A 19,668-nucleotide genomic window follows, 5' to 3' on the forward strand; every position below is an offset into this window, starting at 1 on the left:
GCCATGGAGATCGCCGACCACCTCCTCGTGGCGGGCACCGGCGTCGCCGGCGCCGCCAGCGCCGAAGCCCTGCTCGCACTCGGCAGGCGCGTCAGCGTCTACGACCGGCGAGCCTCCGAACGGCTCGACGCCCTGGCCGACGCCGGCGCGCGCGTCTACACCGACGAGGACTTCGACCCGGATATGTTCGCGTCGGTCGGCCAAGTCGTCGTCTCACCCGGCTTCTCGCCGAGCCACCGGCTCGTCCGAGCCGCCCGGGCCGAGGGCCTCGAAGTGTTCTCCGAGCCCGAACTCGCCTGGCGTCTGCGAGCACCCGACGCCCCGCGTTGGCTCGCCGTCACCGGCACCAACGGCAAGACCACCACCACGACCATGCTCGCCGCGATGCTCGAGGCCGGCGGCCTGCGCACCGCCGCGCTCGGCAACATCGGCCAGCCCCTCGTGTTCGCCGCGAACGGGCCCTACGACGTCCTCGCGGTGGAACTGTCGAGCTACCAGCTGCACTGGTCGCACCACCTCGCCCCCACCGCCGGGGCGGTGCTCAACCTCGCCCCCGACCACCTCGACTGGCACGGCGGCTTCGACGCCTACGCCGAGGCCAAGACCGCCGTATGGCGCGGGGGAGCGGCCGTGGTCAACCTCGACGACCCCGCCGTCGTCGCCCTCGGAAAGCGCACCGACGCCGAGACCACCGGCTTCACGCTCGCCGAGCCGGCGCCCGGCGAGTTCGGGGTCGCGCTCGGCCACCTTGTGGACTACACCGGCGGAAAGCCCGAGCGGATCTGCTCGGTCGACGACGTGCGGCCCGCCGGGGCCCACAACGTCGCCAACGCGCTGGCCGCCGCCGCGCTCGCCGCCCGCGTCGGCGTCGGGCCCGAGGCCGTGGCCCGGGCGCTGCGCGCCTACACGCCCGAACCGCACCGCAACGTCACCGTCGCCGAGGCCGGCGGCGTCACCTGGGTCGACGACTCGAAGGCGACGAACCCGCACGCGGCCGCCGCCGCGCTCGCGGCCTACGACTCGGTGGTCTGGATCGCCGGCGGCCAGCTCAAAGGCGTCGACATCGACGGCCTCGTCGAACGGTTCGCCCCCCGCATGCGCGCGGCCGTCCTCATCGGGCAGGACCGGGCCGCGATCGCCGACGCGCTGGCGCGACACGCCCCCGACCTCCCCGTGACGGTCCTGGACGGCGGGGACGATGCGGTCATGATCGACGTCGTCGCCGCGGCCGAGACCCGCGCCGAGGCCGGGGACACGGTGCTCCTGTCGCCGGCCGCGGGCTCCTACGACATGTTCGCGAACTACGCCCACCGCGGCGACGCCTTCGCGGCCGCGGTCAGGCGGACCCTCGGCACGGCGGACGAGGGCGGAGCCGAGTGAGGACCGGGTTCACCGAGATGCTGCGCGGCCTGCTCGGCAGGCCGCTCGCCTCGTACTACCTGCTGCTGTCCTCCAGCGCCCTGCTGCTGACCATCGGTCTGGTCATGGTGTTCTCGGCGACCATGGTCGAGTCCTACGCCGAGCACGGCTCGGCGTTCCAAGTCATCGTCCGGCAGGCGACATGGGCGCTCATCGGCCTGGTGGCGTTCTGGATCGCCCAGCGGCTGCCGCTGCGCACCTACCGCGCGCTCGCCCGCCCGCTGCTGGTGCTGTCGCTGCTGCTCGGATTCATCCTGCTGGCCCCCGACTTCGGGAACTCCGTCGTCGGCACCGACGACCTGTGGATCCACGTGGGGACGATCCAGTTCCAGCCCGCCGAGCTGGCGAAGTTCGCACTGCTGCTGTGGGTCGCCGACTCACTGGTGCGACTGGGCCCCAACATCGCCTCGTGGCGCGAACTGGCCATCCCCATGTTCCCCATCGTCGGGCTGTCGATGGTCGTCATCGGCTACTCCGACCTGGGCACCATGCTCATCATCGTCGCCATGTTCATCGGCCTGCTGTGGTCCGCCGGCGTCCCGATGCGGATCCTCGGGGCACTGTTCGCGGTGGCGCTGGCCGGATCGGCGCTCCTCATCGCGTTCCAGCCCTACCGGATGGCGCGCCTGCTCTCGTTCTACCGGCCGCGCGAATTCGCCGACGACGAGAGCTACCAGGCGATCCAGGGCTACTACGCGATCGCCGACGGCCGATGGTTCGGCGTCGGGCTCGGCGAGAGCCGCCAGAAATGGGAATGGCTTCCGAACGGCCACAACGACTTCATCTTCGCGCTCATCGCCGAGGAACTCGGCGTCGTCGGCTGCCTGGTGATCCTGGCGCTGTTCGGCGTCCTGGTGTACACCGGCTTCCGCATCGCCCGGCGATCGGTCGACCCGTTCCGCACCCTCCTCGCCGCCGGCGTCACGATCTGGCTGGCCGGGCAGGCGTTCATCAACATCGGCGGCGTCCTCGGCCTCATCCCCATCACCGGGGTCCCGCTGCCGTTCATCTCCGACGGCGGCACGGCGCTGGTCGTCGTGCTCGCCGCGGTCGGCATGCTCGCCGGGTTCGCCCGCGCCGAACCCGACGCCGCCGCGGCACTGCGGGCGCGCAATCCGTCCCGCCTCGTACGATTCCTGTGGGCCCCCCTGCCGCCCGCGCCCCGCGACAACCCCGATACCGACACCGTCCCTTCGACCAGAAAGCCTTGACGTGCCTCAGCTACGATCGGTCGTCCTCGCCGGAGGCGGCACCGGCGGCCACATCTACCCGCTCCTGGCCTACGCCGACTGCCTGCGCCGCCACGACCCCACCGTCCGCGTCACCTGCCTCGGCACCGAGAAGGGCCTCGAGAACGACCTCATCCCCAAGGCCGGATACGACCTTCGCAACGTTCCCGCGCACCAGTTGCCGCGCAAGGTCAACGTCGACCTGCTCCTGACCGCTCCGAGGATGCTCAAGTCCATGAAGGCCACACGCGCGATCCTCGACGAGGTGGAGGCGGACGTCGTGGTCGGATTCGGCGGCTACGTCGCCGTGCCCGCCTACCTCGCCGCCTGGCGCCGCAAGACCCCCATGGTCATCTTCGAGTTCAACGACCCGCCGGGGGTCGCCAACAAGCTGGCGCTCAAGTTCAGCGACAACCTCGCGCTCGGCTTCCCGCACCTGCCGCAGACCTCGCCGCTGCTGGCCGACGGCACCATCACCGGCGTGCCGCTGCGGCCGGAGATCTCACGGCTCGACCGGGCCGCCCGGCGCGCCGAGGCCTGCGCGCACTTCGGTCTCGACCCGGGCCGGCCGACCCTGTTCGTCTACGGCGGATCCCAGGGCGCCAACTCGATCAACCAGGCCGTCTCGGGGGCCGCCCGGTCGCTGACCGGACGCGGCATCCAGGTCCTCCACATCATCGGCGCCCGCCGCGACGAGCCGGTCCACGTGCCGAACGACCTGCCGGTCGCCTACCGCACCCTGCCGTACCTGGACCGGATGGACCTCGGCTATGCCGCCGCCGACATGGTCATGGGCCGCGGCGGCTCCATGACCGTCGCCGAAGTGACCGCGCTGGGGCTGCCGACCGTGTTCGTGCCCATGCCGTGGGGCAACAAGGAGCAGTACCGCACCGCCGGCCCGGTCGTGGCCGCCGGCGGCGCCGTCTTCTGCGACGACGAGAACCTCAACCCGTCCTGGATCGAGGCCAACCTCATTCCGCTCATGAGCGACCGTGCGAAACTGGCGGCGATGGCCCAGGCCTCGGCCGCGTTCGGACGCCGCGACGGCGACGAGGCGCTGAGGCAGTTCACGCTGAAAGCCGTGGACCGATGAGGCACGGGACGCTGAAAGCCGTGGACCGATGAGGCACGGGACGCTGAAAGCGGTGGAGCGACGATGACCAAGGACCCCAACGACCTGTCCTCGCCGATCGACGAGGGCGTCACCGCCGAGGACCTCGGCCGGACGCTGTTCATCGGCGTCGGCGGCGTCGGCATGAACGGGCTGACCCGCCTGTACGCCACGCGCGGACTGCCGGTTTCCGGATCGGAGACCAAGGACTGGCCGAGCCTGCCCGAGCTCGAACGGCTCGGCGTGGAGCTCCACCGGGAGCACGCCGCCTCCAACCTCGACGGCATCGACACCGTGATCCGGTCGACCGCGATCAACGACCGGCACGTCGAAGTGGTCGAAGCGCGCGAACGCGGCATCCCGGTCATGCACCGCTCCGAAGCGCTGGCGGCGGCGATGACCGGACGCCGGTCGGTGGTCGTGACCGGCACCCACGGCAAGACCACCACCACCGCGATCATCGTCCAGATGCTCGAGCACGCGGGAAAGGACCCGTCGTACGTCAACGGCGGCGAGATCATCGGCGCCCACACCGGCGCGCACGGCGACGGCGAGTACTTCGTGGCCGAGGCCGACGAGTCCGACCGGTCGTTCCTGCGCTACCGGCCCGAGGTCGGCGTGGTCACCAACATCGACCTCGACCACCTCAACACCTACGGCGACGTGGAGTCGCTGACCGTGGCGTTCGATCGGTTCTGCCGCAACACCGGCAAGGACGGCCTGCTGGTGCTGTGCGCCGACAACCCGGGCACCGCCGCGCTGGCCGAGCGCTTCCGCGGTGAGGGCCGCACCGTCGCCACGTACGGCTTCGCCGAGGCGGCCGACATCCGGGTCGGCGAGGTCGAGTCCCACAAGGACGGCGTCGACTACTCGGTGCTGGTGCACGGGGAGCGGCTCGGCCGGTTCCACCTGCCGATGCCGGGCGCGCACATCGCGTTGAACTCGGGCGCGGCGATCGCGGTGGGCCTGCACCTCGGCCTCGACGCGGACACCATCGCCAAGGGCATCGCCTCGTTCGGCGGTGTCAAGCGCCGCTTCGAGAAGCGCGGCGAGACCGGCGGATTCCACGTCTACGACGAGTACGCCTACCACCCCACGGCGATGACCGCTGCGATCGAGACGTTGAAGGAGGTGGCCGCGCCCGGCCGCCTGATCGTGGTGTTCCTGCCGTACCGGGTCTACCGGACCGTGGAGATGCGCGCCGAGATCGCCGAGGCGCTCGGCAAGGCCGACAAGGTCGTGGTGATGGAGATCTTCGGGCCCGGCGAGGAGATCCCCGAAGGGGAGGGCGGCGCGAAGCTCGCCGAGGTCATCGACCTTCCCGAGGAGGACAAGGTCTTCGTCGCCGATTGGGACGACGTCCCCGCGGCCGTGAGAGGCCTCGCCTCCGCGGGCGACATCGTGGTGACCATGGGCGCCCCGCCGATTTCGCTGATGCCCGACGACATCCTGCGCTGACCGACCGGGCCCGCGGAGCGGCCGCGGGCCCGGAATCGGGCTCTAGGCGGCGGCGCGGCCGTGGCGCCAGTAGCCCATGAAGGCGCCGCATGCCTTCGGCAGCCCCAGGTCTTGGCGGACGGTGCGGCGCAAGGTCTTGACGACACCGGCCTCGGCGGCGATCCACACGTAGGAACCGCACCCCGCCGGCTCGGCCGGCAGGTCCCACAGGGTCTCGCTGTCGACGTCGATCTCCTCGACCGCTTCGGGCGTCCTGGGCAGGTCGAGTCGCTTCGCGGCCTCGGCCACCGCGGGCACCAGCCGGTCTCCCCACGCGCCGCCGTCCCGGGGCAGCCAGTGCACCGCCAGCTCGGGCGGGCCGTCCAATTCGAGCGCGTCGGCGGGCTCGGGCACCTCGATGAACGCGTTGCCGCGGGCCGTGATCGGGAGCCGCTCGAGGATCGCCGCGATCGCGGGCGCGGCGGTCTCGTCGCCCGCGATGAGCAGCTCGGCGCCGTCGGGAGCGTGGAAGTCGACGCCGCCGTGGACGCCGTCGAAGCGCGCGTCCGGACCCAGCAGCACCAGCTCGTCACCGATGCGCGCGTTGCGGGCCCAATGCAGCGCGGGGGCGGCGCATCCGGGCTCGGGTTCGTGGAGGACCATGTCGACGTCGACTTCGGCGGCCTCCCGGCGCACCGCCCGGACGGTGTAGGTGCGAACCTGGCACTGCTCGTCCTCCGGCAGGGCCCGCAGCTCGGAGTACCAGCGGTCGCTCGTCGGCAGCTTCGCGAAGCCGCACGCGGGGGCCGGGAAGATCAGTTTGATCCGCTGGTCGTACCCGTTGTCGGCGAAGTGCCGCAAGGCATCGGCGGTGAACGTGACGCGCAGGAACGACGGGCTCAGGTGCCGCAGCCCCTTCACCCGGGAGCGGAACGGCTGCCAGGGACGGACGGTCTCGAGAGCCGGGTCGGCGGTCTGCGTCGTCACGCGCATCTCCTCCATCAGGGTAAGGTTTGCCTAACCTTATACGAGCTCGCGGGCATGTCGCCACCCCCGTCCGGCGATCGCGTGGCATCATCGAGCGATGCGGGGTCGACGCGAGCAGACCGATCAGGGCCCGTGGCGACTGGTCCACGTCGTACGGCGCGGTGTCCCGGGCCGCCGCGCGCGCCTGTGGCTCATCGGGATCGTCGCCGTGGTCGCGACCGCCTTGATCGTCGTCCTGACCACGCCGCCGTTCGCCGTCAAGGACGTCCGCGTCACGGGTACGAGCATCCTCGATCCGGCCGTCGTGGCCGAGGCCGCGGACGGTTCGCTCGATCGGTCGATTCTGCTCGCCGATCTCGACGCCATCGCCTCCGAAGTGGCCTCACTTCCGGAGGTGAAATCAGTCGACGTCGCTCGGTCATGGCCGAGCGGAGTGCTCATCAAGGTGACCGAGCGCGAACCATATCTGGCCGTGCCGACCGGCGACGAGACTTTTCTCATGGTCGATTCCGAAGGAGTCGTCTTCGACGAAGTCGCCGAAATATCCGAGACAATTTGGAACGTCGACCTCGCCGCGCCGGGCCCGGACGACCTGGCCACCCGCGAGTCCATCCAAGTCCTGCAATCACTCCCGTCCGACCTCGCCGACGAGGTCGAACGGGTCGAGACGCCCTCCCCGGCCGCGGTCACCCTGTATCTCGAAGGTGGACGGACGCTCGTGTGGGGGGACGGAAGTCGAAACGACGAGAAATCCCGCATCGCCGATCGATTGTTGGCGAGCGGGTACGAACATGTCGATGTCAGCGCACCGGATGCACCCACTGTGAGTTAGCGTTAGGGGGAACGGGCGTGTTCGCACATCCCGTTTGTCGCACCATGGGGCCGGTCAGGGAAGGAAGGCAGCCGCGATGACACCACCGCACAACTACCTCGCCGTCATCAAAGTCGTTGGAGTCGGAGGCGGCGGGGTCAATGCTGTCAACCGGATGATCGAGGCTGGGCTCAAGGGAGTCGAGTTCATCGCGATCAACACCGACGCACAGGCGCTGCTGATGAGCGACGCCGACGTGAAACTCGACGTCGGCCGCGAGCTCACTCGCGGCCTCGGCGCCGGAGCCAACCCGGAGGTCGGGGCGAAGGCCTGCGAAGACCACCGCGACGAGATCGAAGAGGTGCTCAAGGGCGCCGACATGGTGTTCGTCACCTGTGGAGAGGGCGGCGGCACCGGAACCGGCGGCGCGCCGGTCATCGCCAACATCGCCCGCAAGCTCGGCGCGCTCACCATAGGCGTCGTCACCCGCCCGTTCGCCTTCGAGGGCAAACGGCGCCAGACCCAGGCCGTGTCGGGGATAGAGGATCTCCGCAACGAGTGCGACACCCTCATCGTCATCCCCAACGACCGCCTCCTCCACCTCGGCGACCGCACCATCTCCATGATGGACGCCTTCCGCCTCGCCGACCAGGTACTGCTCTCCGGTGTCCAGGGCATCACCGACCTGATCACCACGCCGGGGCTCATCAACCTGGACTTCGCCGACGTCAAGAGCGTCATGAGCGGGGCCGGATCGGCGCTGATGGGCATAGGCTCGGCCAGAGGGGAGAACCGCGCCGTGGAAGCCGCCAGAGCCGCGATCGAATCGCCGCTGCTGGAACAGAGCATGGAAGGCGCGCACGGGGTGCTGCTGTCCATCGCGGGCGGCTCGGACCTCGGCCTGTTCGAGATCAACGACGCCGCCGAACTCGTCTCCGACTGCGCCCACACCGACGCCAACATCATCTTCGGCGCGGTCATCGACGACGCCCTCGGCGAGGAGGCCCGCGTGACGGTCATCGCCGCCGGCTTCGAGACCGACAACGCCGAATTCGAACTGGCCCAGCCCAGCCGGATCGGCGCCGGCGCGCCGGAGCCGGAGAAGAAGCCCGAGCCGCCGGCCGAACCCGAGCCGCTGCGCGAGTCCGCCGCGCCGGAGCCGCGCAAGGTCCTGTTCGACGACGTGGACGTCCCGGACTTCCTCAAGAATGGCTCCTGACACCGAGCGACGAGAGCAGCTGAGGGCCAACCTGGCCCGGACCCGCGCGGACATCGACGCCGCCTGCGCCGAGGCGGGGCGCGAACCGGAGTCGGTGCGGCTCATCGTCGTCACCAAGACCTTCCCCGCCTCGGACGCCGCGGCGCTGGTCGAGGCCGGCCAGGCCGACCTGGGGGAGAACCGCGACCAGGAGGCCGCGCCGAAGGCCGCCGCGCTCGCCGAGGCCGGCTTCGATGCCCGCTGGCACTTCGTGGGCCAATTGCAGCGCAACAAGGCCCGCTCGGTCGCCGAGTACGCCCACTGGGTCCACTCGGTGGACCGGGCGCGGCTGGTCGACGCCCTCGACAAGGCCGCCGCCTCCCATGACCGGGACCTCAACGTGCTCCTGCAGGTCAGTCTCGACGACGACACCTCGCGCGGCGGGACCTCGATCGGCGACCTCCCGGTCCTGGCCGAGAAGGCCGCGGCGGCCGAGCGTCTGCGGCTGCGCGGGGTGATGGCCGTGGCGCCGCTCGGCTGGGAGCCGGCCAAGGCCTTCGAACTGCTCGCCGACTGCTCAGCGGTGGTGCGGCGCATCGAGCCGTCGGCAGTGGAGATATCGGCGGGCATGAGCGGCGACTTCGCCGCCGCCGTCGCATGTGGGGCCACAATGGTCAGACTGGGGAGAAACGTACTCGGTGAACGTGAACCGATGGCGTAAGGTATGGGCATTCGATACCGGTCCTCCCCGCGTCCGGCGGGTATTGGATCAAAAACACATCCGTGTAAGGAGTCGGCGCTAGGATGAGACCGCGTACCTGACTCAACAGGGGCGGCCCGAGGAGGGAGCACGATCGATGGGCGCGATGCGGAAGGCAGGCGTATGGCTCGGCCTCATCGAAGACGAAGAGGACCGCGGCTATCCCGCCTACGACGACAACGACGAATTCGCTGATGAAGAGCCGGCCCGCAGCCGCCACACCCAGCGCACCACCGGCCGGATCGGGCGCGGCGACGATCGAGGCACCGTCCGGCAGCTCAACCGCGGGTCCGGATCGGTGACGCCCCTGACCCGGGACAACCTGGCCTTGGCCGACGTGCCGCCGGTGCGTCCGGTGCCCTCGGAGGAGGAGTCCCGGCAGAACTACCGGATCACCACGCTGCACCCGACGACGTACAACGAGGCCCGCACCATCGGCGAGCGCTACCGCGACGGCACCCCCGTCATCATGAACCTCTCGGAGATGGAGGAGGCCGACGCCAAGCGTCTGGTCGACTTCGCCGCCGGGCTCATCTTCGGCACCCGCGGCTCCTTCGAGCGGGTGACGAACCGAGTGTTCTTGCTCTCTCCCCCGCACGTGCAAGTGACCGCCGAGGACAAGGCGAAGATCGCCGAGGGCGGTTTCTTCAACCAGTCCTGACTGAGGGATACTGCCTACCGTGAACCTGGCACTGCAGCTGATCTATCTGGCGCTCTTCGTCTTCTACCTGTTCCTTCTGGCGCGTCTGGTCGGCAGCGTGGTCGTCCAGTTCTCCCGGAGATGGCAGCCCGGACCCCGGGCCGCCGCGCTGCTCGAGTCCGTCTTCAGCGTGACCGACCCTCCCCTGAAGGGGTTGAGGAAGGTGATCCCGCCTCTCAGGCTTGGTAGTGTATCGATTGATCTGGCGTTCCTGGCGCTGCTCTTGATCGTGTGGATCCTGATGGATTTCGTCATCGGACGGGCGATCGTGTAGTGGCGGTGGGGGAGTGGTGCGAGACCCGTATGGTGTCCTGTGGCCTGCCGCCAGGCGATTAGCGAGAAGGAGTTTCGAATGCCGCTGACCCCAGCAGACGTTCACAACGTCACGTTCAAGAAACCCATGCTCGGAAAGCGCGGATACGACGAGGACGAGGTCGACGGCTTCCTCGACGAGGTGGAGCGCGAACTCGCACGCCTCAGCGATGAGAACGGCGAACTTCGCGCTCAGCTTGAGAGTCTCCGCGCCGGTGCTCCCCCCGGGGCCGCCGACCACGCCGAGATGGCCGCCGCACTCGATCGGGTGCAGCGGGAGAAGCACGCCGCCGAGCAGCAGGTTCGTGAGCTGGAGGCAGAACTGCACGAGACCCACCAGCAGATGGTGGCCGCTCAGCAGCAGATCCAACAGCTGCAGCAGCAGCTGGAGCAGCGCAGTCCGCAGGGCGAGGGCGGTGCCGGCGGCGAGCAGGAAGCGCTCCGGCTGCTCATGGTCGCCCAGCGCACCGCCGACGAGCACTTGGAAGACTCGCGTCGCGAGGCCGACAACCTGGTCACCGAGGCGCACCGCGAAGCCAAGTCCATGATGAGCGAGGCCCAGCACGAGTCCAAGACCATGGTCACCGAGGCGCAGCGAGAGGCCGAGTCCATGGTGGCCGACGCCCGTTCGCAGGCCGAGGACCTGGTCGGGCAGGCCCGCGACAAGGCCGAGCGCCTCGAGATCGAGGCCGAGCAGGAGCGCCAGAAGGTCATGGGCGCCCTCGAAGAGAAGCGCGCGTCGCTGCTCAAGCACATCGAGGAGCTCAAGACCTTCGAGCGCGAGTACCGGACCAGGCTGAAGCTCTACCTCGAGAGCCAGCTGCGCGACCTCAACGGCCAGCAGCGCGACGACGACTCCTCGGTCGAGGAGGCCGCGTCGGTCGAGAACGAGCGCACCGGGAAGGGCCCGTCGAGGTCGGGGAGCTTCGCCGGCCTGCCGGGGGCTCGCGGCTGACGAATCTCGGAGGTCCGATCGATTCCAGGCCATAACCTGAACGGGCGTCGCCTCGTTAGACATAGGTGAGCGGGCGGGGGCCGAGCCGACATGCGGCTCGAACGGCCCCCGCCGCCACTCATGCGTTCAGAGGGGCGGCCCGGCGGGCCGCTCGGGACCGCGCGACAGGGTGGAGACCCGTCGCGCTGGGGGAGGCGACTCGTCGTGATCGTCAGCAGCCTGCTGATCCTCGTCACTGCGGCGGTCTTGTTGACCATCGGCCTGGCCACCGGCAACAACCAGCTGCTCGCCGCCTCGATCGCGGCCAGCATGGGCGCCGGACTGGCGCTCTACGTCGGCGCCTCCGCCCGAGCGCGGCGCCGTCCCGCCTCGCACCGGCGCCCGGCCGCCGACGACACTCAGGAACTGTCCCGGATCGGCCTGTCCGACACGCCGACCACCGAGATCCCCGTCGTCCGCGGCCGCGTCTTCGAACCGACCGACTACGTCGTCGATCGCGAGCCCGAACTCCGCTTCGAGACGCCGCCGCGCCAAGGCGGCGCCGCCGCGGCCGGGCCGGGTCGGCGCGACACCACCGGCCAGCCGGGTGACGAGCCCGCCGAGCAGCACATGTCCCGGGTCGACGCCGCCGCGCTCATGCGCCTGGACGCCCAGGTCTCGGTCGTCGACGGCCGGCCCCGGTTCCACCACGGCGGCTGCGTCCACCTGGTCGGCCGCGACCCCGAGCCGCTGCCGGTGGCCGAGGCCGTCGAACTCGGCTTCACGCCCTGCTCGCTGTGCGAGCCGGTCACCCGGCTCCTGACCGCGCCGGCCACGCTCGCCGGCCGCTGACCGGTACGGACAGTCCGTGACCAAGTTCCCGAAGTAATTGACCTACTTGCAGGTCTTGCGTATCCTGTGAGCTTAATTGCGCGGCGTGCGTCCTCATTGCGGAGCTCACCGCGCATTGTCCTCGTCTTGACGAGGTGTCATGAGGTACGCGAATTGGGGAGCCAGGATGCACGACGCCCGATCCGGAGCGGATGAGCGTGCGCGCTTCCGGACTGCCTTGAACCGACCGGAACCGGAACCGACACACCCCTCCAGAGGCCCGTCATGAGTGCTGCCAAGAAAACCCAGAAGAAGGCCGCGAAGCAGGCGTCGAAGAAGGCGGTGAAGAAGAAGACCACCGCCAAGGGGTCGGCCGCCAAGCAGGCGACGGCGAAGAAGACCGCCTCGAAGCCGGCCGGCGACGGGAGCGCTCCGGGCGCCGGGGCCGACGCCCCCGCCCACCGGACCGAATCCGAGCAGGCCGAACTGCGGACCGCGCTCAAAGAGCGGCTCGACGAGCTCGTCGAAGAGCAGCAGCGCTTCATCGACTCGATCGCCACCGCCCAGCGCGAACGGCTTTCGGACACCGCCGGCGACGACCAGATCGACTCCGGCTCCAAGACCGTCGAACACGAGCACGAGGTCGCCTTGGCCGGCGCCATCTCCGAGCGCATCCGCCAGGTCAGCCATGCGCTCGAGCGGCTCGACGACGGCGACTACGGCATATGTGAGAGGTGCGGCAACCCGATCCCGGCGGCGCGCTTGGCCGCGTTCCCGTCGGCTACGCTCTGCGTCAGTTGCAAACAGCTGGAGGAACGACGCTGAGCGAGGACACGCACTCCGACACCGCCGAAGCCGACGCCCAGGAGCAGGAGGACCGGACGCCCAGTCCCGACGACCGCACGCCGAAGCGCAGGCCCGGACTCATGCTGGCCTGCTACCTGATCGCCGCCGCCGCGATCGGCCTGGACCAGATCACCAAGGCGCTCGCGGTCGAGCGCCTCGACCCGGACGAACCGATCCGGATCCTCGGCGGACTGGTCTACCTCAGCCTGACCTGGAACCCCGGCGCGGCCTTCAGCATCGCCACCGATTACACGTGGATCCTGGCGATCATCGCCACCTGCGTGGTGGCCTTCCTCATCGTCCTGGCGCGCAAGATCGTCTACCCGGCCTGGGCCGTCGCGATCGGCCTGGTGCTCGGCGGCGCGGCCGGCAACCTCGTCGACCGGGTCCTGCGCGAGCCGTCCGACCCGTCGACCTGGTTCGACGGCGGCCTGCGGCACTTCTTCACCGAGTCCGGCATCGGGACCGGGCACGTGGTCGACTTCATCAGCGTCTTCCAGCCGCACGGGCAGGCGTTCCCGATCTTCAACCTCGCCGACTCCTCGCTGGTGTGCGGGGTGGCGCTCATCATCCTGCTGGAGCTGACCGGCCGCGGCTTCTCGCCGGCGGCCCGCGGCCACACGACCGAGGAGGGCGAACGGTGATCCTCGAGCGCCAGACGCGCTCGCTGCCGGTCCCCGAGGGCTTCGAGGGGCAACGGGTCGACCAGGTGGTCTCACGGCTGATGGGCCTGTCGCGCACCGTCGCCGCCGAACTGGTCACCTCCGGCGACGTCACCGTCGACGGACGGCCCTGCTCCACCAAGTCCGAGCGCGTCATCGCCGGCGCCTGGCTCGAGGTGACCCTCCCGCCGCCGCCGGCCGACGTGGCGACCGCCCGCGCCGAGCCGGTCGAGGGACTGAACGTGCTGTACGCCGACGACGACATCGTCGTGGTCGACAAGCCCGTGGGCGTCGCCGCCCACGCCAGCCCCGGATGGACCGGCCCGACCGTCACCGGCGGCCTGGCCGCCGCCGGGCACCGGCTCAGCAGCCACGGCGCCGAGGAGCGCCAAGGCATCGTGCACCGCCTGGACGTGGGCACCTCCGGGGCCATGGTCGTCGCCAAGAGCGAGCGCGCCTACTCCGAACTCAAGCGGGCCTTCAGGGAGCGCCGCGTCTCCAAGCGCTACCGCGCGGTGGCCCAAGGGCACCCCGACCCGCTGTCGGGCACGGTCGAGGCGCCGATCGGACGGCACCCGCGGCACGACTACAAGTGGGCCGTGGTCGCCGACGGCAAGCCGAGCGTCACCCACTACGACACCCTCGAGGTCTTCCCCGGCGCCTCGCTGATGGACGTCGGCCTGGAGACCGGCAGGACCCACCAGATCCGCGTCCACTTCTCGGCCCTCGGGCACCCGCTGGTCGGCGACGCCACCTACGGAGCCGATCCCACCATGTCCGAGAAACTGGGCCTGACCAGGCAATGGCTGCACGCCTACCGGCTCGAGTTCGTCCACCCCGGAACAGGAGTCACCGTCACCTTCGAGAGCGAGTACCCCGACGATCTCCAGTCGGCGCTGGCGCGGTTGCGGGCCGACCAATGAGGGACCACTAGACTTCAGGTGGACCGATAACGGCGGACGCGACGATGCGCCGCACGTAATGCATGCCTCACCCGCGGCGCCGCCCGCCCAGCGATTCACAACGGGCCTTGAGGAATCGTTGTGTTCTAATAGTCGCGGGTGGTAGTTGTCCGGCCGGGAAAGGCGTGGTCATTCTGCCTGGCCGAGAGGAGGTTGCGCGTGGGCTCACCCGAAGCTTGGAGCGGTGATCGCGGGGATTCCGGTTCCCGCTGGAAGAACCTGCTCGGACGCGGACGCGGCCGAGGCGGCGCCCAGCAGACGCCGTCGCCCCCGCCACGGGAGACGTACGCCTCGCCGCCGCCACAGGAGCGGTACGCCTCCCCTCCGCCGTCCCCCCACCCGACCTCGGCCCCGTCCGCCGGACGCCGACCGGTGCCCCAGCAGCTGCCGCCGCAGACCCCGCCGCGCGTCGTCCCCCAAGGGCTCCCCCCGCAGGCGCCCCGGCGCCAGCCCGTCCCCGACGGCCGGCCCGATCCGGCCACGGTCGAGCGGCTCCGCCGCGAACTCGGCCGCAGCCAGGTCATCGCCTTCATCAACCCCAAGGGCGGCGTCCACAAGACCACCGCCACGGTCCTGTCGGCCGCCGCGATGGGCACCGCCCGAGGCGGCGGAGTGATCGCCTGGGACGACAACGAGCTGCGCGGCACGCTAGGGCTGCGCGCCGGCTCGGCGCGCCACGGCCGCACCATCCGCCACCTCGTCGAGCACCTCGACCAGGTCGAGGCCGCCGGCGTCAATCTGCCCGAGCACCTCGACGAGTTCCTCCGCCACTCCGCCGACGGCTCCTTCGACGTCCTCGCCGGCGACGAGGACCCCAAGCTCCAGCGCCAGCTCGACCCGACCACGGTCCTGCGGGTGCTCGACATCCTCACCCGCACCCACCAGATCGTCTGCATCGACACCGGCAACAACGTCGAGTCCGCCAACTGGCGCACCGTCGTGTCGTCCGTGGACCGCCTCGTGGTCACCACCGTGCCCCGCGAGGACGCCGCGTTCTCGGCCGACTGGATGCTCGACCTGCTCGAAGAGAACGGCTACGGCCACCTGGTCCGCGACGCGGTGACGCTGCTGTCGATGCCGACCCCGAACTCCGGGCCGCTGCTGGAGGACCTGCGCAAGCACTTCGCCTCGCGGACCCGCGCCGTCGCCGTGGTGCCCTACGATCCGGCCCTGGAACCGGGCGCGAAGATCGAGTTCTCCGCCCTGCGCCCCGGCACCCGCCTGGCCTGGTTCGAAGCCGCCGCCACCATCGTCGACGGCCTTTAGGGCCCGTTCAATAGCCACGGCCGGGCCGTATCCGGCCCGCCCGTCGCCCACCGCCACCCGAACTCGACGCCGCCTCGCGGCACGAGCCATGTGCCCGCTCGCTGCGTTGTCAGGCGGCCCGGTCACGACCCCGGCAGCCGGACCGCCTTCGGCGCCCTTGGCGAAGCCTGCGAGCCATGAACCAGCCCGGCGAGCGAACGAATGGACTCGGATTCGAGCTCGCCGGGAGTCGTCGAAGGCGCCCTGGGCCTGCGGCCCGGGAGCCGCTTGCGCCGCTGTGGCAGGATCATCGGCGTGACAGACGACGTCGAGCGCACCGCCGAACTCCGGCCCGGCGACGACCGGGCCGACGAGCACGCACCGCCCCCTGCCCGACAGCGCCGCACCCTCGGCCGGGACCTCCTGGCCGCCGGCGTGCTCGCGGTCGTGCTGACCTCCCTCGGCTTCCCCTTCGCCATACTCTGGCAGCTCATCACCCCCAGAGTGGAAATCGTCACCCTCGACGGCGGCTGGGCCCACGCCGAGTCCTACACCGACGGCTACGTCATGGCCGACCTGTACTTCTCCGGCCTCGGTCTCGTCCTGGGCATCGTGGTGGCGCTCGTCGCCTGGTCGGCGATGCGCGACCGGCGCGGCCCGGCGGTCATGCTCGGCCTGGTGATCGGCTCGGTCGCCTGCCAGGTCGTCGCCTGGCGCCTCGGCCGCCGCGAATGGGAGCAGTTCTGGGACGCCGTCCAGCAGGCCCCGCCGGGCGTGCACATGTGGCGGCCCCCGTCGGTCCTGTTCGTCGAGCTCGACCCCGCCTCGGCCTGGAACTCGATCAAGGTCGGCGATGTCACAGCGGCGCTCGGTTCGCTCCAGCTCGGCGCGCTGGCGGTGATGGCCCTGGCGGCGGTGTTCACCTACACCGTCTGCGCAGGCTGGTCGCGCCGGTCCAGCCTTCGGTCCGGCGTTCCCGAATAGCGGTATCCCTGTAGCGGCCGAACCGGCGCCAACTACGCTTGTAGCGTGCTCAGACGCATCGACCTTTCAGGAGCCGTAGCCGACTACGCCGTCCGCGCCCTGCGCGAACTGCTGCCTCGCGCCGCCTTCGACGTGAACGCCGCCCTGCGGCAGATCCAGCCGCTGCTGGACGACATCGCCGACCGCGGCGAAGACGCGGTCGTCGAGACCGTCGAACGCTTCGACGGCGTGCATCTGGAGCACCTGCGCGTCCCCGAGGCCGCCGTCAAAGCCGCCGTCGCCGAACTCGACCCGGCCCTGCGCCGCGCCTACGAGACCTCCATCGAGCGGGTCCGCGCCGCACACGAGGCCCAACGACTCCCCGAGGTCGTCACCGAGGTCGCGCCCGGCGGCGTCGTCACCGAGCGCTACCTGCCGGTCGGCCGGGTCGGGCTGTACGCGCCCGGCGGGCTCGCCGTGCTCGCCTCCAGCGTCATCATGAACGCCGTGCCCGCCCAGATCGCCGGCGTCGAGTCCGTCGCGCTGGCCTCCCCGGCGCAGAAGACCGCCGGCGGCCTGCCCGACCGCGGCATCCTGGCCGTGGCCGGCCTGCTCGGCATCGACGAGGTCTACGCCGTCGGCGGCCCGGCCGCCGTCGGCATGTTCGCCTACGGCGCCGGAGAGTGCGAACCGGTCGACATGATCACCGGCCCGGGCAACATCTACGTCACCGCCGCCAAACGGGCCGTCAAGGGCCTGGTCGGCATCGACGCCGAAGCGGGCACCACCGAGATCGCGATCGTCGCCGACGCCGGAGCCGACCCCGCCCACGTCGCGGTCGACCTCATCAGCCAAGCCGAGCACGACCCGGCCGCCGCCAGCGTCCTCATCACCGACTCGACCGCTCTGGCGGACGCCGTCGACGCCGAACTCGAGCGGCGCGTGCCGGCCACCCGCCACCGCGAACGCATCGCCACCGCCCTGGCGGGGGAGCAGTCCGGCGCGATCCTCGTCGCCGACATGGACGAGGCGCTCGCCGTCGCCGACGCCTACGCCGCCGAGCACCTGGAGATCCAGACCGCCGACGCCCGCTCCATGGCCGACCGCGTCCGCAACGCCGGAGCGATCTTCGTCGGCGCGTACTCGCCGGTGTCCCTCGGCGACTACTGCGCCGGCTCCAACCACGTCCTGCCGACCGGCGGATGCGCCCGCCACTCGGCCGGCCTCAGCGTCCACACCTTCCTGCGCGGGGTGCACATCGTCGACTACTCCCGCGAAGCGCTCGCGCAGGTGGCCGACGACGTGGTGGCCTTCGCCGAATCCGAGGACCTCCCCGGCCACGGCGAGGCCGTCTCGGCGAGGTTCCCCTCATGAGCGAGATCGAGAAACTGCTGCGCGAGGACCTGCGCGGGCAGTCGCCTTACGGCGCGCCGCAGCTCGAGGTCCCGGTGCAGCTCAACACCAATGAGAACGCCTACGCGATCCCCGACGACGTCGCAGAGGTGGTCGAGCGGTACCTCGCGGCCCAGGTCCGGGGCCTCAACCGCTACCCCGACCGCGACGCCGCGGCCCTCCGCGACGACCTCGCCGCCCACCTCGCTCGAACAGCGGGCGGCCACGGCCTCACCGCCGACCGCGTATGGGCCGCCAACGGCTCCAACGAGATCCTCCAGCAGCTGCTCCAGGCCTTCGGCGGCCCCGGACGCACCGTCCTGGGCTTCATGCCCTCCTACTCGATGCACCCGCTGCTGGCGCGCGGCACCGGCACCGCCTTCGTCGACGCCGGACGCGAGGCCGACTACACGCTCAGCCCCGGCTACGTGCGCGACGCCATCGCCGAGCACGACCCGGACCTGGTCTTCCTCGTCTCGCCGAACAACCCGACCGGCACCGCGCTCGAACCCGACGTCATCGACGCCGCCTACGAGGCCGCCCGAGGCATCGTCGTCGTCGACGAGGCCTACGCCGAGTTCGCCCGCGACCCCGGGAGCACCGCGCTCGGCCGACTCGAGGGCCGCCCGCGCCTCGTGGTCACCCGCACCATGAGCAAGGCCTTCGCCTTCGCCGGAGCCCGAGTCGGCTACCTCGCCGCCGACCCCGAACTGGTCGAGAAGCTCCTGCTGGTGCGCCTGCCGTACCACCTCTCGAGCCTCACTCAGGCCGCCGCCCGCGGGGCACTGGCCTGCGCCGACAAGCTCCAGGCCGAAGTCGACGAACTCAAGCGCCAGCGCGACCGGATCGTCGACCACCTCCGCGCCAAGGGACTCCCGGTGGCCGACTCGGACGCCAACTTCGTCCTCATCGGGGGCCTCGCCGACGCGCCCGCCGTCTGGCGGGCCGTCCTAGAGCGAGGCGTCCTCGTACGGGACGTCGGACTCCCCGGCCGACTGCGCGTCACCGCCGGCAACGAAGCAGAGACCACCGCATTCCTGGACGCCATCGACACCGTGATGGCGCAGCGACCAGCATTGTTCGAGGAGCAGCAACAGTGAGCCGCCAAGCCCGCATCGTCCGGAGCACCGGAGAGACCCACGTCGACGTCCACGTCGACCTGGACGGCACCGAGAAGACCGTCGAGGTCGCCACCGGCGTCGGGTTCTTCGACCACATGCTCCACCAGCTCGGCAAGCACGGCGGCTTCGACCTCAAGATCGACGTCAAGGGCGACCTGCACATCGACGCGCACCACACCATGGAGGACACGGCCATCGCGCTCGGCCAGGCCTTCGCCGAGGCCCTCGGCGACAAGGCCGGCGTCGTCCGCTTCGCCGACGCCTCCGTGCCGCTCGACGAGGTCCTCGCCCGCGCCGTGGTCGACCTCTCGGGCCGGCCGTACACGGTCCACGAGGAGCCGGTCGACATCGCCCCGATGATCAACACCGACTACCCGACCTCCATGACCCGGCACATCCTGGAGTCCTTCGCCTACCACGCGCGGATCTGCCTGCACATCAGCGTGCTCCGCGCGGCGAACCCGGGCCAGAAGCCCGACGCCCACCACGTCGTCGAAGCGCAGTTCAAGGCCCTGGCCCGCGCGCTGAGGCACGCCACGCGCATCGAAGGCGACGAGATCCCGTCGACCAAGGGCGTGCTGTGAACGAGTACGTCGGCCCGATCCTGCTCATGGCCCTGGCCGGCGTCCTCCTCGGAGGCGCCCAAAGCCTGCGCAAGAACGAGAAGACCGCCGCCTCCATCGTCTGCGCCGTCATAGCGGCGGCCGCCTTCCTCGGCGGCCTCTACCTCATCTACGGCTAGGAGAGA

At 70.7% G+C, this 19,668-nt stretch carries 20 protein-coding genes and 1 pseudogene; 20 read left to right on the forward strand and 1 reads right to left on the reverse strand.

Features of this window, described 5'->3' with window-relative positions; genetic code table 11:
* The first annotated feature begins 3 nt into the window (after positions 1-3).
* The 4 genes from murD (at position 4) to murC (ending at position 5,217) form a co-directional block, all read left to right on the forward strand.
* Positions 4-1,380, forward strand: coding sequence for a Mur ligase family protein (murD, locus tag ACYVL2_RS05540; protein WP_460541019.1), 1,377 nt, complete (start codon positions 4-6; stop codon positions 1,378-1,380).
* Entirely contained in the window at positions 1,377-2,630 is a 1,254-nt protein-coding gene (gene ftsW, locus ACYVL2_RS05545) for an FtsW/RodA/SpoVE family cell cycle protein (protein ID WP_460541021.1), read from the forward strand. Before murD ends, ftsW begins: the two co-directional genes overlap by 4 nt.
* Position 2,631: 1 nt before the next feature.
* Positions 2,632-3,741 (forward strand): UDP-N-acetylglucosamine--N-acetylmuramyl-(pentapeptide) pyrophosphoryl-undecaprenol N-acetylglucosamine transferase, encoded by a 1,110-nt coding sequence (locus ACYVL2_RS05550; RefSeq protein WP_460541023.1) that lies wholly within the window; start codon positions 2,632-2,634, stop codon positions 3,739-3,741.
* Positions 3,742-3,804: 63 nt separating this feature from the next.
* Entirely contained in the window at positions 3,805-5,217 is a 1,413-nt protein-coding gene (murC, locus tag ACYVL2_RS05555; RefSeq protein WP_460541025.1) for a UDP-N-acetylmuramate--L-alanine ligase, read from the forward strand.
* 42 nt (positions 5,218-5,259) lie between these two features.
* Here murC and ACYVL2_RS05560 read toward each other — a convergent pair whose 3' ends face one another.
* Positions 5,260-6,183 (reverse strand): siderophore-interacting protein, encoded by a 924-nt coding sequence (locus ACYVL2_RS05560; RefSeq protein ID WP_460541027.1) that lies wholly within the window; start codon positions 6,181-6,183, stop codon positions 5,260-5,262.
* A gap of 97 nt (positions 6,184-6,280) precedes the next feature.
* Between ACYVL2_RS05560 and ACYVL2_RS05565 the strand changes: the two genes are divergently transcribed.
* From ACYVL2_RS05565 to ACYVL2_RS05640, 16 genes and pseudogenes are all read left to right on the forward strand, one after another.
* On the forward strand, positions 6,281-7,015 hold the full coding sequence (locus ACYVL2_RS05565; protein WP_460541029.1) for a cell division protein FtsQ/DivIB: 735 nt from the start codon (positions 6,281-6,283) through the stop codon (positions 7,013-7,015).
* 76 nt (positions 7,016-7,091) lie between these two features.
* A pseudogene (gene ftsZ / locus ACYVL2_RS05570) lies at positions 7,092-8,031 on the forward strand (cell division protein FtsZ); the annotation flags it as partial.
* Positions 8,032-8,202: 171 nt separating this feature from the next.
* Entirely contained in the window at positions 8,203-8,913 is a 711-nt protein-coding gene (locus ACYVL2_RS05575) for a YggS family pyridoxal phosphate enzyme (RefSeq protein WP_460541031.1), read from the forward strand.
* A gap of 136 nt (positions 8,914-9,049) precedes the next feature.
* The gene (locus ACYVL2_RS05580; protein WP_460541033.1) at positions 9,050-9,613 is read left to right on the forward strand and encodes a cell division protein SepF; all 564 of its coding nucleotides are present in this window, start codon (positions 9,050-9,052) and stop codon (positions 9,611-9,613) included.
* Positions 9,614-9,632: 19 nt separating this feature from the next.
* The gene (locus ACYVL2_RS05585) at positions 9,633-9,926 is read left to right on the forward strand and encodes a YggT family protein (protein ID WP_460541035.1); all 294 of its coding nucleotides are present in this window, start codon (positions 9,633-9,635) and stop codon (positions 9,924-9,926) included.
* A 78-nt stretch (positions 9,927-10,004) separates the two neighbouring features.
* A complete protein-coding gene (locus tag ACYVL2_RS05590; protein WP_460541038.1) occupies positions 10,005-10,919 on the forward strand; it encodes a DivIVA domain-containing protein in 915 nt (304 codons plus the stop codon).
* A gap of 204 nt (positions 10,920-11,123) precedes the next feature.
* The gene (locus tag ACYVL2_RS05595; protein ID WP_460541040.1) at positions 11,124-11,750 is read left to right on the forward strand and encodes a hypothetical protein; all 627 of its coding nucleotides are present in this window, start codon (positions 11,124-11,126) and stop codon (positions 11,748-11,750) included.
* A gap of 321 nt (positions 11,751-12,071) precedes the next feature.
* Positions 12,072-12,554: a TraR/DksA family transcriptional regulator gene (locus ACYVL2_RS05600; RefSeq protein WP_460541222.1), complete on the forward strand. Its 483-nt coding sequence runs from the start codon at positions 12,072-12,074 to the stop codon at positions 12,552-12,554.
* Positions 12,527-13,219, forward strand: a complete 693-nt coding sequence (locus tag ACYVL2_RS05605) for a signal peptidase II (RefSeq protein WP_460541042.1) — start codon at positions 12,527-12,529, stop codon at positions 13,217-13,219. The genes ACYVL2_RS05600 and ACYVL2_RS05605 overlap by 28 nt, the downstream gene beginning before the upstream one ends.
* Positions 13,216-14,160, forward strand: a complete 945-nt coding sequence (locus ACYVL2_RS05610) for an RluA family pseudouridine synthase (RefSeq protein ID WP_460541044.1) — start codon at positions 13,216-13,218, stop codon at positions 14,158-14,160. Before ACYVL2_RS05605 ends, ACYVL2_RS05610 begins: the two co-directional genes overlap by 4 nt.
* Positions 14,161-14,358: 198 nt before the next feature.
* Positions 14,359-15,465 carry a MinD/ParA family ATP-binding protein gene (locus ACYVL2_RS05615; RefSeq protein WP_460541046.1) on the forward strand — a complete coding sequence of 369 codons (1,107 nt, stop codon included), beginning with the start codon at positions 14,359-14,361 and terminating at the stop codon, positions 15,463-15,465.
* A 294-nt stretch (positions 15,466-15,759) separates the two neighbouring features.
* Positions 15,760-16,428 (forward strand): DUF2567 domain-containing protein, encoded by a 669-nt coding sequence (locus tag ACYVL2_RS05620; RefSeq protein ID WP_460541048.1) that lies wholly within the window; start codon positions 15,760-15,762, stop codon positions 16,426-16,428.
* A gap of 45 nt (positions 16,429-16,473) precedes the next feature.
* On the forward strand, positions 16,474-17,781 hold the full coding sequence (gene hisD / locus ACYVL2_RS05625) for a histidinol dehydrogenase (protein ID WP_460541050.1): 1,308 nt from the start codon (positions 16,474-16,476) through the stop codon (positions 17,779-17,781).
* Positions 17,778-18,899 (forward strand): PLP-dependent aminotransferase family protein, encoded by a 1,122-nt coding sequence (locus tag ACYVL2_RS05630; RefSeq protein WP_460541052.1) that lies wholly within the window; start codon positions 17,778-17,780, stop codon positions 18,897-18,899. The genes hisD and ACYVL2_RS05630 overlap by 4 nt, the downstream gene beginning before the upstream one ends.
* On the forward strand, positions 18,896-19,504 hold the full coding sequence (hisB, locus tag ACYVL2_RS05635) for an imidazoleglycerol-phosphate dehydratase (protein ID WP_460541054.1): 609 nt from the start codon (positions 18,896-18,898) through the stop codon (positions 19,502-19,504). The genes ACYVL2_RS05630 and hisB overlap by 4 nt, the downstream gene beginning before the upstream one ends.
* A complete protein-coding gene (locus ACYVL2_RS05640) occupies positions 19,501-19,662 on the forward strand; it encodes a hypothetical protein (protein ID WP_460541056.1) in 162 nt (53 codons plus the stop codon). The genes hisB and ACYVL2_RS05640 overlap by 4 nt, the downstream gene beginning before the upstream one ends.
* The last annotated feature ends 6 nt before the right edge of the window (positions 19,663-19,668 follow it).

It is taken from the genome of Glycomyces halotolerans, from assembly GCF_054779575.1.

Excerpts from the sequence above, each read along its gene's own strand:
- ACYVL2_RS05630 (WP_460541052.1), top strand. The coding sequence starts at position 17,778 with ATGAGCGAGATCGAGAAACTGCTGCGCGAGGACCTGCGCGGGCAGTCG.
- ACYVL2_RS05565 (WP_460541029.1), top strand. The coding sequence starts at position 6,281 with ATGCGGGGTCGACGCGAGCAGACCGATCAGGGCCCGTGGCGACTGGTC.
- ACYVL2_RS05580 (WP_460541033.1), top strand. The coding sequence starts at position 9,050 with ATGGGCGCGATGCGGAAGGCAGGCGTATGGCTCGGCCTCATCGAAGAC.
- murD (WP_460541019.1), top strand. The coding sequence starts at position 4 with ATGGAGATCGCCGACCACCTCCTCGTGGCGGGCACCGGCGTCGCCGGC.
- ACYVL2_RS05575 (WP_460541031.1), top strand. The coding sequence starts at position 8,203 with ATGGCTCCTGACACCGAGCGACGAGAGCAGCTGAGGGCCAACCTGGCC.
- murC (WP_460541025.1), top strand. The coding sequence starts at position 3,805 with ATGACCAAGGACCCCAACGACCTGTCCTCGCCGATCGACGAGGGCGTC.
- ACYVL2_RS05590 (WP_460541038.1), top strand. The coding sequence starts at position 10,005 with ATGCCGCTGACCCCAGCAGACGTTCACAACGTCACGTTCAAGAAACCC.